Consider the following 13,696-nt stretch of genomic DNA (forward strand, 5'->3'; position numbering starts at 1 on the left):
CGGATTGGTCCCGGACCGGATTTTTTTCTGGCTGGTCCCGTCCCAGGTCGCGGGCTATCGCGGCCCGGCGCGGGACCGTTCCTCGGTTTCGGCGATGGCGACGATGCGGCGGGCCATGCCGGAGAACACGAGGCCGTGGAAGGGGAGCACCGCGAGCCAGTAGAGGCGTCCGGCGAGGCCGCGCGGGAAGAACACGGCCCGTTGGCGGTAGCGGGTGGCGGCGCCGGGTTCGCAGGCGAGGTCGAGCCAGGCGAGGCCGGGCAGTCGCATCTCGGCTCGGAGGCGCAGGAGGCGCCCGGGCTCGCAGACCTCGACGCGCCAGAAGTCGATGCCGTCGCCGACGCTCACGCGGGAGCGGCTGCGGCGTCCGCGTCGGAGGCCGACGCCGCCGAACGCGCGGTCGCCCCAGCCGCGGGCGGCCCACAGCAGAGGCGTGGAGTACCAGCCGTTCTCGCCCCCGATGCCGGCGATCACGCGCCACAGCGCTTCGGGGCTCGCGGTGGTGGCGACAGTGCGCTCGTCGGTGTAGACGACGCGGCCGGACCATTCGGGATCGCCGGGCAGCGGGTCGCTCGGGGCGCGGGCGACGGTGGCGTCGACCCAGCTGGTCTCGACCCGGTCGACCTCGATCCGGCCGAGGGCGAGGCGCAGGGCCTCGTCGTAGCGGAGGAGGCCGCCGGGCGGGGGCGGAATGAGGGTGTCGATGCGGTGGTCGTGCATGACGCAGTCGTGCTGGAGCGATTCGACGAGCGGGCGGGCCAGGTTGCGGGGCACGGGCGTCACGAGCCCGACCCAGTGCGAGGCGAGGCGCGGGGTGAGGACCGGAAGGGCGAGGACGCAGCGGGGCGGCAGTCCGGCGACGCGGGCGTACCCGTTCATCATCTGGTCGTAGCGCAGCACGTCGGGTCCGCCGATGTCGAAGGCGCCGTCGGCGCCGTCGGTGCGCAGTGCGGCGAGGAGGTAGTGGAGGACGTCGCGGACCGCGATGGGCTGGATGCGGTTGCGGACCCAGCGCGGGGCGGTCATCACCGGGAGCACCTCGGTCAGGTGCCGGATCATCTCGAAGGAGGCCGAGCCCGATCCGATGACGACGCCGGCCTGGAGGACGAGTACCGGCACGCCGGAGCGCTGGAGGATCTCGCCGACCTCGCGCCGCGACGCCAGGTGCGGCGACAGCGGCCCGGTGCGCGGGGAGAGCCCGCCGAGGTACACCACGCGCTCGACGCCCGCGGCCGCGGCGGCGCGGGCGACGTTGCGGGCGATGAGCCGGTCGCGCCGCTCGAAGTCGCGGCGGTCGGTCATCGAGTGGACCAGGTGGTACACGAAGCGGACGCCGTCCGCGGCCGACCGCACCGCCGCGGGGTCGGCGGCGTCGCCCGCCGCAACCTCGACGTCCGCCGATGCGAGGCCGCGCGCGCGTTCGGGCCGTCTGGTGAGGACCCTGACCCGGTATCCGGCGTTCAGGAGCCGCGGCAGCAGCCGCCCGCCGATGTACCCGGTCGCCCCGAGCAGCAGCACGAGCGGGCGCGGCTCCCCCGCGCGGGTCGGCGCCCAGCGGTACGCGGGCTCGCGCCCGCTCGGCGCCGTCAGATCCGGCCCGCCCATCCGCGCCTCCCCGCCGCCGTGCGCGCACGGCTCCTCCAGGGCAGCTTATGGGAGCGGACCGCTGGTCGTCCCGGTCACGGCCGGAATGCCGCCGTTCCGCGCCGGGCGGCGGTCACTCCGCGAATGCCTCGGGGTGGAGGCCGGCGGCGATGGTCCGGACGGCGTCGATGTTGCCGAGGGAACCGGAATGCAAACCGGTCTCATTATCGACTGTGAGCCGAGCGGGCTGCGCCGCAGCGCGGCGGGCCCGGTGAGACCGGGATCCGTCCGCGCGGCCGGGCGGCGGCCGGGGGCGGCGGGCCGTGGGAGGATCCTCGAGGGCGCCGGACGCGGGCGCCGGGGAGCGGCGAAGGGGGATCGCGTGACGGATCAGGCCGAGTCCTCGGTGCTCCTGTTCGGCTGCGGGAAGGTCGGTGTGCGGCTCGGCGAGCGGCTCGCCGCGTCAGGGCGGCGCGTGGTCGCGGTGCGCCGCCGCGTCGAGGCGCTCCCGCCTTCGTTCACCGGGATCGCGCTCGACTACCGCCGGCCCTTCACCGCCGCGCTGCCGCATGTGGACTCGGTGGTCGTCACGCTGACGCCCGACCGGTCCGAGGCCGACGCGCCCGACCTCGTGAGCCCGCTGCGCAGGCTCGCGGCGGCGCTGCCCGCGCGGCCGCGGCGCGTGATCCTGGTGTCCTCGACCGGCGTCTTCGCCGGCGATCCGCGGACCCGGCCGCTCACCGAGGCCGACGAGCCGCGGCCCGCGAGCGGACGCGCGCAAGCGCTCCTGGACAGCGAGAACGAGGCCCGGCGCCGCTTCGGCGCGGTCGTCCTCCGCCCGGCGGGGATCTACGGGCCGGGACGCGAGCACCTGATCCGCCAGGTGGCGCGCGGCGTCCCGATCGACCGCAACCGGCGCACCAACCGCATCCACGAGACCGACCTCGTGCGGACCCTGCACGAGCTGCTGCGCACGCCGTCACCGCCGTCCACACTGCACGCGGTCGACGGCCGCCCCGCGACCCGCGGCGAGGTCGCCGACCACATCGCGCGTCTGCTGCACGTCCCGCCGCCGCCCGCGCTGGACACGGAGCCGAGCGGCCACGTCCTCTCCGGCGCGCGCCTGGCGTCGTTCCTCGGCGCGCTGCGGTACCCGGACTACCGCTCAGGCTACGCCGAGATCGTCGCGGCCGGGGACGCCGGCCGCTGGGTGTGAGCTGAGCGCGGGCGGTGCGGTCGGCGCTCCCCCCGCTGGCGCGTCGCCGGAGGCGGGCGTCGAGCGGCACTCCGTTTCGGAGTGCCGCTCCTGCTCCTGGTCGCCGCGTTCGCCTCGGGGCGAGCGGTGTCAGTCCGCGGGGATCGCGGGGACCGCGTCCGCGTCGTACACCGGCGCGGGCATCGAGCGGAGGAGGTCGCCGAGCTCGTCGGCGCCGACCGGGGCGTCCGCCTGCGTGAAGGCGCCGACGGCCCAGCCGTCGGGGTCGAACCTGACGACCTCCAACCAGTTCACACCGGCCGGGCCTTCGGCGAACACCCACAGGGTGCCGTCGTCGTCGGTCGCCTGCGTGCAGGTGAAGCCCTCGCGGCACACGACCGGGAACGGGCCGCGCTCGACCAGGTCGGCGACGCCGGGGATCCAGCCTCCCGGCAGGTAGTAGGTCAGGTCGAACCCGACGTCGCCGTCCGCGCCCGGGTACTGGCCGGCGGCGGTGTAGGCGCGTGTGACGACGGCGCCGTACCCGGTCTCGCCCAGCTGCACGGCGGTCGCGGCGCCGAGGACCCCATCGGGGTGGACGCCGGACAGCGCAGTCCCGGCGGCCTCCATCGTGGACAGGGCGTCGGGCTCGGCCGCGTCCTCCCACTCGGGGTCGTGGGTCCAGCCGGCGGGGACCTCGACGAGGTCGCCCACGGGGGCCAGGCCCGTGGTGTCGAAGTCGAACTCCGGCATGGCCTCGACGGCCGCGGTGAAGTCCTCCATCGCGATCGCGTACTCCGGTTCGGGTCCGTGGCACCCCATGTCCCAGACCACGCGGAGGCCCGTCCCGTTGGGGTAGGCGACGGCGGCTTCGTACGCGCACTCGTGGTCGACGGCGTACAGGGTCCGGCCGTCCTCGAGCTCGGTCGTGGTCAGCTCGTCGGTCCAGTCGGCGCCGTCGTACCACGGTGCGCCGCTGGCACTGATGAGGTGCTGCGGGAACACCTGCTCGGTGGCCGGCCCCGGTTCGGGCGTCCAGCCGCCGGGCAGCAGCGCCTCGATCCGCAGGACCGTGTCCTCGGGGGCCTGTCCGCCCTCGGGCAGGATCTGGGAGACGAAGGAGCGCAGCCAGGTCTGACCGTAGTTCCCGGGCGTCTGCACCGACCCGAAGCCGAACTCCGGCTCCTCCCCCGCGGCGGTCAGGCCCGCCTCGGCGAGCAGGGTCCCGAAGGCTGTGGCCGCGGCATCGTCCAGTTGCGCGCGCTCCTCGTCGGTGCCGAACTCCTCGTCGGGTTCGAACGGGTACCCGGCGGTCTCGGGGTCGTCGACGCCGCCGGCGGGGACGCGGTCCTCGACCGGCAGACCCGCCAGGGACAGTGCCAGCACCGCGGCCACGGCGGCGACGCCGGCGGCGACCGCACCGCCGAGGGCGGCGGACCGGCGCCGGCGCGCCCGGTAGCCTTCGCGGACGATCAGGTCGACGTCGATGTCGGGAGCACCGGCATCGAGGTGCTCGGTCGTGCCGCGAAGCAGGGCCAGCGTGTCTTCGTACGAGTTCATGGTGCCTTCCTCAGCAGTCAAACGAGATTGATCAGCGCCGACGGCGCGAGGACCTCGCGCAGCCGTTTGAGTCCCTTGGCGGTCTGGCTCTTCACGGTCCCGGCCGAGCAGCCCAGCGCGGCAGCGGTGTCCTCGACCGACAGGTCCTCGCAGAACCGCAGGACGAGGGTGGCCCGCTGCCGCTGCGGCAGCAGCGCCAGCGCGTCGATGACCTCCTGGAGCCGGCCGTCGTCGTCGGGCGGCGCCTCCGGGCGGGCGGGCGGCGTCTCGCTGCTGGCGCGCTCGCGGCGCACCCAGGCCAGGCGGCGGTGCGAGAAGAAGACGTTGATCACGATGCGGCGCGCGTACGCGGGCGCTCCGCCCGGATCGACGCGCTTCCACGCCGCGAACAGCCTGATCAACGCGGTCTGCACGAGGTCGTCGGCCTGGAACCAGTCGCCGCACAGCAGGTACGCCTGCCTGCGGAGCGCGCTCCTGTGCGCGACGGTGAAGGCCCGGAACTCGGCCTCCTGCTGCTCTCTGGTCTGCACGTGGCCTCTTCTCTGGTGACGGGTGGCGGGGTCCGGCCCGCCCGCTCGGTGGATGCGGCGAGGCCCGACACCGTATGTACCGCTGCGCCGGGTCCGTGAGGTTGCCGGTTTCGGTGCCTGGTTTCGGAGCGGCGGCCCGCATCGCGCGAAAGGGGCGAAAACGGGTCGACACCGGCGCGGGGGTGTACGACGCTGGCCGCATGACTTCAAGTGAGATCTGGGACGCGGAGACGGCCCGCACGTACGACACCCCCGGTGAGGGCATGTTCGCGCCGGAGGTCCTCGACCCCGCCGTGGACCGGCTCGCCGAACTCGCCGCCGGCGGGCGGGCGCTGGAGTTCGCGGTCGGCACCGGCCGCGTGGCCGTGCCGCTGTCCGAGCGCGGCGTGCCCGTCGCCGGAATCGAGCTGTCCGAGGCGATGATCGAGCGGCTTCGGGCCAAAGTGGACGAGAGCGTGATCCCGGTCGTCCAGGGCGACATGGCGACCGCACGGGTCGAGGGCGAGTTCTCGCTGGTGTACGTGGTCTACAACTCGATCTCGAACCTGGTCACCCAGGACGAGCAGGTCGAGTGCTTCCGCAACGCCGCCGCCCACCTCGGCCCCGGCGGCCGGTTCGCGGTCGAGCTCGGCGTCCCGGGGATCACGCACACGTCCCCGGGGACCGGCGCGGCGGTGTTCGCCGTCAAGCCCGGCTACATGGGCGTCGACGTGTACGACGTCCTGAACCAGCGCCTCGTCTCCCACCACTTCCGGTTCGACGAGGGCCGCCGGGCACGGCTCGGGCGGAGCTCCCAGCGGTACGTCTGGCCGTCGGAACTCGACCTGATGGCGCGCCTGGCCGGCTTCGAACTCGAATCGCGCCACGCCGACTGGAGGGGCGCCGAGTTCACCGCCGAGTCGCGCTCGCACGTCTCGGTGTACCGGCTGCCGGCCTGAGGCTTTTCGGAACGTATAATTCCGTTCTGATATACTGGGCGGGACGGACGCTCCAGCGGAGGAAGGACCATGCCATGACCACCAGACCCGACCCGATCCCCGAGGGGTACGGCACCGTGACCCCTTGGATCATCACCAAGGACACCGCGGCGGTCATCGACTTCCTCAAGGCCGCGTTCGACGCCGAGGAACTCGGCCGCGTCGAGGGCGCCGAGCCGGGCTCGATCGGCCATGCGGAGGTCCGCATCGGCACCTCGATCGTGATGATGTTCGACTCGCCGTTCACGGTCGAGACGCCCGCCATGCTGCGCCTGTACGTCGCCGACGCCGCGGCTGCGCTCCAGCGCGCCGTCGGCGCCGGCGCGGCCGTCGTGACCCCGGTGACCGACGTCCAGGCCTGGGGCGACCGCATCGCCCGGGTCAGAGACCCGATCGGCAACCTCTACTGGCTCCAGGAGCGGGTCGAGGAGGTCACCGAGCAGGAGCTGGGCCGCCGGTTCGCAGACCCGAAGTACCACAAGGCGATGGAGCAGACCCAGGTCATGGACGCGCCCGGCCTGTCCTGACGGCACGCGGCCGCCGCGGCCCGAACCGGTCGCGGCGGCCGCCCGCCGTCGGGTCGGCTTCGCCCGGTCGAGGTCCGGTCCGCGAGGGGCTGTCGCAGGCGCCAGGTCCGGACCGGCGCGGCGGTCGTTCCGCCCTCCCGCGGGGCGGCCCGACCGGGTTCCGGCGCGGCGATCTGACGAGAAGTGCAGTGCGCCAGGCAGTGTCGCGCGACGCATTCCGGCGGAGACGCGGCTCGGGGGTGATAGACCTGACCCCATGCCCGTTCCTGGCACCGCCTCCGCGACCGACGACCGCCGCCCGCCCGCAGGCGAGCGGGTGCCGCGGCGGGTCCTCATCGCGCTGTGCGCCACGCAGATCACCAGTTGGGGCGTGCTGTTCTACGCCCTGCCCGTCCTACTCGCCGACATCACCGCGGACACCGGCTGGTCGACCGCGGCCGTGATGGGCGCCTTCTCGATCGGGCTCGGCGCCTCCGCGCTCGCCGGGATCTGGATCGGCCACCTCCTCGACCGGCGCGGCCCCCGCCTGGTCATGACCGCCGGCTCGGTCGCGGCCGTGCTCGCGGTCGTCGGCATCGCGACCGCCCCGAACCTGTGGTGGTTCACCGCCGCCTGGGTCCTCTCGGGCGTCGCCCAGGCCGCCGTCCTCTACAAGCCCGCGTTCGCCGCCATCACCGTCTGGTACGGCGCCCGGCGCGTCCGCGCGCTGACGATCGTCACGCTCGCCGGCGGCCTCGCCTCCACCGTCTTCGCCCCGCTCACCGCGTTCGTCAACGGCCACTTCGACTGGCGCGGCACCTACCTCGTGCTCGCCGTCGTGCTGGCCGCCCTCACCGTCCCCGCCCACGCCATCGCGCTCGATCCGCCCTGGCCCGCGCAGCCGCTCCACGCCGGCCGCGAAGCGGCGTTCGAAACCCCGGCGCTGGACCGCAGGCGGATCATCACCTCACCGGGGTTCGTCGCCCTCGCCGCCGCCATCGCCCTGACCGGGTTCGCGATGGGCACCTCCAACCTCTACCTCGTGCCGCTCATGACCGGCCGCGGCATGGACACCACCGTCGCCGCCTGGGCGCTCGGCCTCTGCGGCGCCGGCCAGCTGCTCGGACGCATCGCCTACGCCCCCATCGCGATCCGCACCGGCCCTACCGTCCGCGCCGTCGCGATCCTCGGCACCGGGGCCGCGATGCTGCTCGCCACCGCGCTCATCGCCGGACCCGTCCCGCTCGTCTTCGCCACGGTCGTCCTCCTGGGCGCCGCCCGCGGCGCCTTCACCCTCTTGGACGCCACGGTCATCACCGACCGCTGGGGACCGCAGGGCTACGCCACCCTCCACGGCATCCTCACCGCACCCGCCACCGTCGCCCTCGCCTTGAGCCCCTGGGCCGGGGCCCACCTCGCCGCCTGGACCGGCGGTACCGCCCCGATGTTCACCCTCCTCGCCGCCCTCGCCGGGGTGGCGACCCTCATCGTCCTGGCGGAACGGATCATGAAGCGGCGCAACTGACCTCGCGAACGCGCACAGTACGGCCGCCCGACGCCGGCCGGGCGCGGGAGCGCCGGTCAGAGCGCCGGGGCCGCCTCCTGGGGTATCGGCCTGTTCGCGCGGATCGCGTCGAGGCGGTCGTCGGCCGGGCAGCGGCGCAGGTCGGTGTAGCGGAGCCGGAACTCGGCGAGGCGGGAGCGCAGCCGCTGCGGCGCCTCCCCACGCGCCAGCGCCTCCGCCGCGGCGGCGAAGCACGCCTGCGCCGCCTCGTGCAGGACCGGGTCGGCCAGGCCGATGCGCGCGGCCTGGTCCCACATCGCCGGCGGCGGCTGCGGGCGGCCGCCGCAGAGGGCCTCGGTGGCCTCGTGGGCGGCGTCGGCGGCGCGGCGGTCGTCCATGAGGGTCGCGGCGAGGACGGCGGGCACGATCCAGCCGTCGCCGTGCTGCTGGTCGATCATGCGCAGCTCGAGCCACCCGCGCGGCCGCACGGGCGGGAAGAGCGTGCTCATGTGGTACTCGAGGTCCCCGCGGGTGGGCCAGCGGCCGTCGTGGCCGTGGCGGAGCCAGTCCCGCAAGGTCATGCCGGGCGGGACGCCCCAGCCGCCGGGCGGGTCGCAGCGGTGGCACATGACCTCGGCGTCGAGCACCCAGTTCGCGAAGTCGCGCCGCAGGTCGCCCTCCTCGGAGACCGGGCGGCCCCAGCCGGGGAGCCGCGACCACAGGGCCTGGCGGGTGGAGTTCCAGCCGCTGGGGCGGCCGTCGAGCTCGGGCGAGTTCGCGAACGACGCGATCAGGACCGGGCCCAGCCGGTGCGCGAGGTCCCAGCGGCGTCGCAGGTCGGCGTCGTCGTCGCCCGCGTCGAGGTTGACCTGCACGGAGGCGGTCCCGCACATGACCATGCGGCCCCATGGCCCCGTGCGGTCGTAGTAGGCCTCCATGGTCCGGTACCGGTCGTCGTCGACGTAGCGGACCGGGTCGCGGACGCCGTCGAAGCCGCCCCCGCGGACGGTCTGGCCGCGCGTGGCGAGGGCCGCCTCGAGCGCGGCCTGGTCGGCCTCGGCCCCGGCGATGCACGAGGCGAGGTCGTCGGCCGGCGCGGAGCTCATCTCCACCTGGCCGCCGGCCTCGCGGCTGACGGTGCCGCCGTTGGGCAGGTCCCAGCCGGTCTCCAGGTCGCCGCGAGGGTCGACCAGCCATTCGAGCTCGACGCCGACGCGCCGCGAGGGGCCCGTCGTGAACGCCCGCCGCCCGATGAAAGCGGCCGCGTCGTCGAAGGTCAACGGCGTGTCCATGGCACGTCTCCTCACACCAGAATGCAGAGCGCCCCGCGCGGGCCCGAGCCCGCCCGGAGGCGCCGGGAGGATTCCCAGAACCGGGCCGGTTAAGCAGAGCGGGCCGCCGCCCGCGCGGACCCGGGGCGCGGGCGGGCTCCCACTAGGCTGGGCGGGCGGGCCGCCGGAAGCGGCCGATCGACCCGGAAGGACCGTTATGAGCCGTGACCCGAACGTGGCGCTGTGGGCGCTGGTGGCGATCCTGGTCGTGGGTGCGGCGGCCGCGTGGATCGGCGCCCGGCGCGCCGACCGGAACGGGCCCCGCCTCTCCGGGACCGCGCCGTTCGACGCCGCGTCGGTGCGCGCCGGCGAGTGGTTGCTGGTGCTGGACGGCGCCGGGCCGAGGAAGATCCAGGTCATCAAGGAGCTCCGCGTGATCACGCGACTGGGGCTCGCCGATGCGAAGGCGCTGACCGACCGCACGCCGTCGGTCGTGCTCGACGGCGTCGACCGGGCCTCGGCCGAGGCCGCCCACCGGATTCTCGCGGACGCGGGCGCGGCGGTGCGGATCACCGAGACCGCCCCGGTGCCGACGCCGCCGCCCGGCGGCTGGTTCGACGTCGTCCTCGACGACGCGGGCCGCCGCAAGATCGAGGTCATCAAGGAGATCCGGTCCCTCACGGGCCTCGGCCTCGCCGAGGCGAAGCAGGCGGCCGAACGGGTGCCCTCGACCGTCCTGCGGGCCGTCGACCAGCCGACCGCGACCGCCGCGCAGTCCCGCCTCCGCGCCGCCGGCGCGGCCGTCCGGATCGTCGGCTCCTGAGGTCCGCCCGGCGAGCGCGGTCGGCGCACAATGGGACGATGCGCACCATCGGATTGATCGGCGGGATGTCCTGGGAGTCCTCCGCCGAGTACTACCGGCTCGTCAACGAGGACGTCAGGACCCGCCTCGGCGGGCAGCACAACGCCCGCAGCCTCATGGTCACGGTCGACTTCGGCGAGATCGAGGCGATGCAGCGGGCCGGCGACTGGGACGGGGCCGGCAAGGTCCTCGCCGCGGCGGCCGAGTCGCTCGAACGCGGCGGCGCCGACCTGATCGGGTTGTGCACCAACACGATGCACGTCGTCGCCGACCGGATCGAGTCCGCGGTCGCGATCCCGTTCGCGCACCTGGTCGACGCGACCGCCGACCGCGTCCGCGCCGCCGGGGTCGAGCGGGTCGGCCTGCTCGCCACCAGGTTCACCATGGAGATGGGCTTCTACGCCGAGCGCATGGCCCGGCACGGGATCGAGGTCGTCGTCCCGCCCGCCGCGGACCGCACGCTCGTCCACGACATCATCTACGGGGAGCTGACCCTCGGCGCCGTCCGGGAGGAGTCCCGCGAGGTCTACCGGCGCGTCATGGCCGACCTCGTCGGCGCCGGCTGTGCCGGGATGATCTACGGCTGCACCGAGATCACGCTCCTGGTGGACGAGTCGGACGCCGCGGTCCCGGTCTTCGACTCCACCCGGATCCACGCCGAGCACCTCGTCGACCTCGCCTTGGCCTGAGCGCCCGCGGACGCCCCCGGCGCGTTCCGCGTCCGGCTCCCGTCGTTTGCGGGATCATCGACCGGGAAGCCTACGGGCACCGACGAGGGGGCGCGATCGTGAACTCCGCTGACTGGTTCCTGCTGGGGGCGCCTTGGGACTGCTCGGGGTCCGGGCGCGGCGAGCAGGCGGCTCCGGCCGCGCTGCGCGCGGCGGGCCTGTCCGGTCTGGTGCACACCGATCTCGGCGATGCCGCCTGCGCGATCGACAGCCATGAACGCGACGCGCGCACGGGGGTGCTCGCGCTCCCGGAGACGGTGCGCGCCGCGCACGCGCTCGCGGACGAACTCGAAGGCGCACTGCGGAACCAGGCCGGGCGGCGGCCCCTGGTCGTCGGCGGCGACTGCTCCCTCCTGCTGGGGATCGTCCCGGCACTGCGCCGATCGCACGGCCCGATGGGGCTGTGGTTCCTGGACGGCCACCCGGACTACTCGGACGGGCCGGGCTCGGAGACCGGGGAGACCGCCGACATGGAACTCGCGGTGCTGACCGGTGACGGAGCGGATCCCCTCGTCGCACTGGCCGGGGCGGTGCCGATGATCCCCGCGGACGCGGTGGTCCTGCTCGGCCACCGCTCCAGCGGCCTCGACGCGGCCGCGAGGCGCGAACTCGAGCGCGTGCCCGCGGCGATGCACCGGTGCGACGCCGCAGCGGTCGCGGCCGACCCCGCCGCCGCGGGGCGGCGCGCTGCGGCCCTGCCGGCCGAGCCCGGTCTGCGGATGTGGCTGCACCTGGACGTCGACGTGCTGGACGGCGAGGTGCTCCCCGCGGTGAGCTATGCGCAGCCGGGCGGCCTCGACTGGGATCAGCTCGCGGCGGTGATGGCGCCCCTCGCCCGCTCCGAGCGGCTCCTCGGCGCCAGCGTCGCGGACTTCCGCCCCGACCTCGACCCGACCGGAGCGCACGCGGCCCGCCTCCTCGAACTCCTGGAGCGCGTCCTGCCGTAGACCGCTCTCCGCTGCGCCCCTTCGCGGCGGCGCGCCGCTCGACCGTGCACATTGTTCGGATCCGTTCGGAATCCGCCGCCGCCGCCCGCGGCCGCGCAGCATCGAAGGGGCGGAGGCGCGCGAACCCCCTGACGCCTCCGCGGAGAGGAAGAACGATGAGCACACGCCTCCGAACCTCGCTCCTGCGGTCGCTGATCACGGCTGCCGCGGGCGCGATGACCTTCGTCCTGCTCGGCTCGACCCCGGCGGCCGCGCACTACGTGTACCAGGAAGCCCACGTCTACCGCACCAACGACCTCTGCGTCCACGAGCGCTCCGAGATCTCCCACGGCGACGGCGGCGGGTACTCGCGCGTCGACGTCTCCTCGACGACCGTGATGGCGCCCGGCGGCACCTTCCCGTGCTCACTGGCGCTCGCGAAGCCCACCAACCAGATCGCCGCGAAGATCCAGGTACTGGCCTGGAACGGCAGCGCCTGGTACGTGTGCGCCGAGACCGACTGGCTCTACAACGACAACGTCGGCTGGCAGCTCATCATCCAGTCGAGGATGCTCGGGCACCCGCTCTGCGGCGACGGGTGGTACGGCACCATGGGCCACGGCTACGTCTGGAACCCCGCGACCAGGGACTGGAAGGGCGGCACCATGTGGTCCGGGAACCACTGGCTTCCGGACCACTCGCTGGACTCGGCCGCGGCCCCCGCCGAGGTCCCCGAAGCCGGCGACAAGGTCGGCGGGCTCGACGCCTCGGGCGCGGTGGTCCTCGACGCGGACGGCGCGCCGGTGACCGTCGTCCTCGGCGCGACCCCGCCCGACGGCCCTGACACCGCCGCCGATGCGGGGAGCACCGTGGTCTCGGAGGACGGCGCCGCGGTGGTCGAAGCGCCGCTGCACTCGCTCTCGGAGCTCGCGACGCGGTGACACCCCGACCGGACGGGGCCGCCGCTCGGCGGCCCCGTCCGCGGGTGACCGGTCCGCCGAGCGCGACGCCTCGCGCCGGGGCCGGGCGACGGGGAGGAACACCCGCATCGCCGAACTCCCCCACCGGGCCCGGCGGTGGCAGGGCACGAGGCGCCCGACGAGTTCGCTCCGGCCCCGTTCCGGCCCCCGGCGAAGCGCAGTCCGCAGTGGACATCGCTCGGAGCGCTGGCGGGAGCGCACCGGACGCCCGCCGAGGCGGCCTAGAAGGCGACGGACTCGCTCACGGCGCGCCAGCGCTCGTCGGACTCGCGCTGCGCCTCGGAGGTCGCGATCGCGATCCGGTAGGCGTCGGCGCCGATCAGGAGCCGGAGCGGCGCGTCCTCGCGGCCGGCGAGGTCGCGGACGACCTCGGCCACCTTGGCGGGGTCGGTGGGCTCGGTGCCCGTGTAGGCGCGGCGGACCTTGGCGAAGGCGCCCACGGTGGACCGGTAGGGCTCGCTGACCGGCGGGATGGACATGGACGACCCCGACCAGTCGGTGCGCATGCCGCCGGGTTCGAGCACGGTCACCTTGACGCCGAAGGGCGCCACCTCCTGGGCGAGCACGGTCGAGAAGCCGCCGACGGCCCATTTGGCGCTCTGGTAGGCGGCCAGTCCGACCGAGCCGACGCGGCCGCCGATCGAGGACACCTGGAAGAGGTGGCCCGAGCCCTGTTCGCGCAGGATCGGGAGGACGGCCTTGGACACGTGGACCACACCGTAGAAGTTGGTGTCGATCTGCGCTCGGAAGTCCTCGGGAGTGACGTCCTCGACCGAGGCGAGATCGCCGTATCCGGCGTTGTTGACGACCACGTCGAGGCGGCCGAAGGCGGTGACCGACTCCTGGACGGCCCGCTGGACGGCGGCGGCGTCGGCCACGTCGAGGGCGAGCGGCAGGACGCGGTCGCCGTGCCGCTCGACCAGGTCGTCGAGCTGGCGGGGATTGCGGGCGGTGGCCGCGACGCGGTCGCCCGCGTCGAGCGCGGCCGTGACGACGGCGCGGCCGAGGCCGCGGGAGCTGCCGGTGACGAACCAGACCTTGGACATGACGTGCCTCGTTTCGAGCGGGGGCCG

Annotated in this window: 13 protein-coding genes; 8 read left to right on the top strand and 5 right to left on the bottom strand. The window is 74.6% G+C overall.

The genetic code is table 11. The features are described from left to right. Positions 1-54: 54 nt before the first annotated feature. Entirely contained in the window at positions 55-1,605 is a 1,551-nt protein-coding gene (locus tag EIW28_RS00465; RefSeq protein ID WP_125245768.1) for an SDR family oxidoreductase, read from the bottom strand. A 361-nt stretch (positions 1,606-1,966) separates the two neighbouring features. On the opposite strand from EIW28_RS00465, the gene EIW28_RS00470 reads away from it, so the two are divergent. Further along, positions 1,967-2,800: a sugar nucleotide-binding protein gene (locus EIW28_RS00470; RefSeq protein WP_197716996.1), complete on the top strand. Its 834-nt coding sequence runs from the start codon at positions 1,967-1,969 to the stop codon at positions 2,798-2,800. Between the two features lie 129 nt (positions 2,801-2,929). Here EIW28_RS00470 and EIW28_RS00475 read toward each other — a convergent pair whose 3' ends face one another. Beyond that, positions 2,930-4,339 carry a hypothetical protein gene (locus tag EIW28_RS00475; protein ID WP_125245770.1) on the bottom strand — a complete coding sequence of 470 codons (1,410 nt, stop codon included), beginning with the start codon at positions 4,337-4,339 and terminating at the stop codon, positions 2,930-2,932. Positions 4,340-4,356: 17 nt separating this feature from the next. Continuing rightward, the gene (locus EIW28_RS00480; RefSeq protein WP_125245771.1) at positions 4,357-4,869 is read right to left on the bottom strand and encodes a SigE family RNA polymerase sigma factor; all 513 of its coding nucleotides are present in this window, start codon (positions 4,867-4,869) and stop codon (positions 4,357-4,359) included. Positions 4,870-5,069: 200 nt separating this feature from the next. On the opposite strand from EIW28_RS00480, the gene EIW28_RS00485 reads away from it, so the two are divergent. The 3 genes from EIW28_RS00485 (at position 5,070) to EIW28_RS00495 (ending at position 7,877) form a co-directional block, all read left to right on the top strand. Next, on the top strand, positions 5,070-5,807 hold the full coding sequence (locus EIW28_RS00485; RefSeq protein WP_125245772.1) for a class I SAM-dependent DNA methyltransferase: 738 nt from the start codon (positions 5,070-5,072) through the stop codon (positions 5,805-5,807). Positions 5,808-5,881: 74 nt separating this feature from the next. Beyond that, complete coding sequence (locus EIW28_RS00490; protein ID WP_125245773.1) at positions 5,882-6,373, top strand: VOC family protein; 492 nt, start codon at positions 5,882-5,884, stop codon at positions 6,371-6,373. A 256-nt stretch (positions 6,374-6,629) separates the two neighbouring features. Then, entirely contained in the window at positions 6,630-7,877 is a 1,248-nt protein-coding gene (locus tag EIW28_RS00495; protein ID WP_125245774.1) for an MFS transporter, read from the top strand. A gap of 56 nt (positions 7,878-7,933) precedes the next feature. Here EIW28_RS00495 and EIW28_RS00500 read toward each other — a convergent pair whose 3' ends face one another. Next, the gene (locus EIW28_RS00500; protein ID WP_125245775.1) at positions 7,934-9,148 is read right to left on the bottom strand and encodes a glutamate-cysteine ligase family protein; all 1,215 of its coding nucleotides are present in this window, start codon (positions 9,146-9,148) and stop codon (positions 7,934-7,936) included. Between the two features lie 196 nt (positions 9,149-9,344). Between EIW28_RS00500 and EIW28_RS25550 the strand changes: the two genes are divergently transcribed. The 4 genes from EIW28_RS25550 to EIW28_RS00520 all read left to right on the top strand — a co-directional run bounded on the left by EIW28_RS25550 (position 9,345) and on the right by EIW28_RS00520 (position 12,584). Continuing rightward, the gene (locus EIW28_RS25550) at positions 9,345-9,950 is read left to right on the top strand and encodes a ribosomal protein L7/L12 (RefSeq protein WP_125245776.1); all 606 of its coding nucleotides are present in this window, start codon (positions 9,345-9,347) and stop codon (positions 9,948-9,950) included. A 38-nt stretch (positions 9,951-9,988) separates the two neighbouring features. Beyond that, entirely contained in the window at positions 9,989-10,678 is a 690-nt protein-coding gene (locus EIW28_RS00510) for an aspartate/glutamate racemase family protein (protein ID WP_125245777.1), read from the top strand. A 98-nt stretch (positions 10,679-10,776) separates the two neighbouring features. Beyond that, a complete protein-coding gene (locus tag EIW28_RS00515) occupies positions 10,777-11,664 on the top strand; it encodes an arginase family protein (RefSeq protein WP_125245778.1) in 888 nt (295 codons plus the stop codon). Between the two features lie 155 nt (positions 11,665-11,819). Further along, positions 11,820-12,584 (top strand): hypothetical protein, encoded by a 765-nt coding sequence (locus tag EIW28_RS00520; RefSeq protein ID WP_125245779.1) that lies wholly within the window; start codon positions 11,820-11,822, stop codon positions 12,582-12,584. Between the two features lie 260 nt (positions 12,585-12,844). Here the strand turns inward: EIW28_RS00520 and EIW28_RS00525 are convergent, their stop codons facing one another. Beyond that, positions 12,845-13,669, bottom strand: a complete 825-nt coding sequence (locus EIW28_RS00525) for an SDR family NAD(P)-dependent oxidoreductase (RefSeq protein WP_125245780.1) — start codon at positions 13,667-13,669, stop codon at positions 12,845-12,847. Between the last annotated feature and the right edge of the window lie 27 nt (positions 13,670-13,696).

The sequence above is a fragment of the Glycomyces terrestris genome (assembly GCF_003933745.1).
GTDB lineage: Bacteria > Actinomycetota > Actinomycetes > Mycobacteriales > Micromonosporaceae > Glycomyces > Glycomyces terrestris.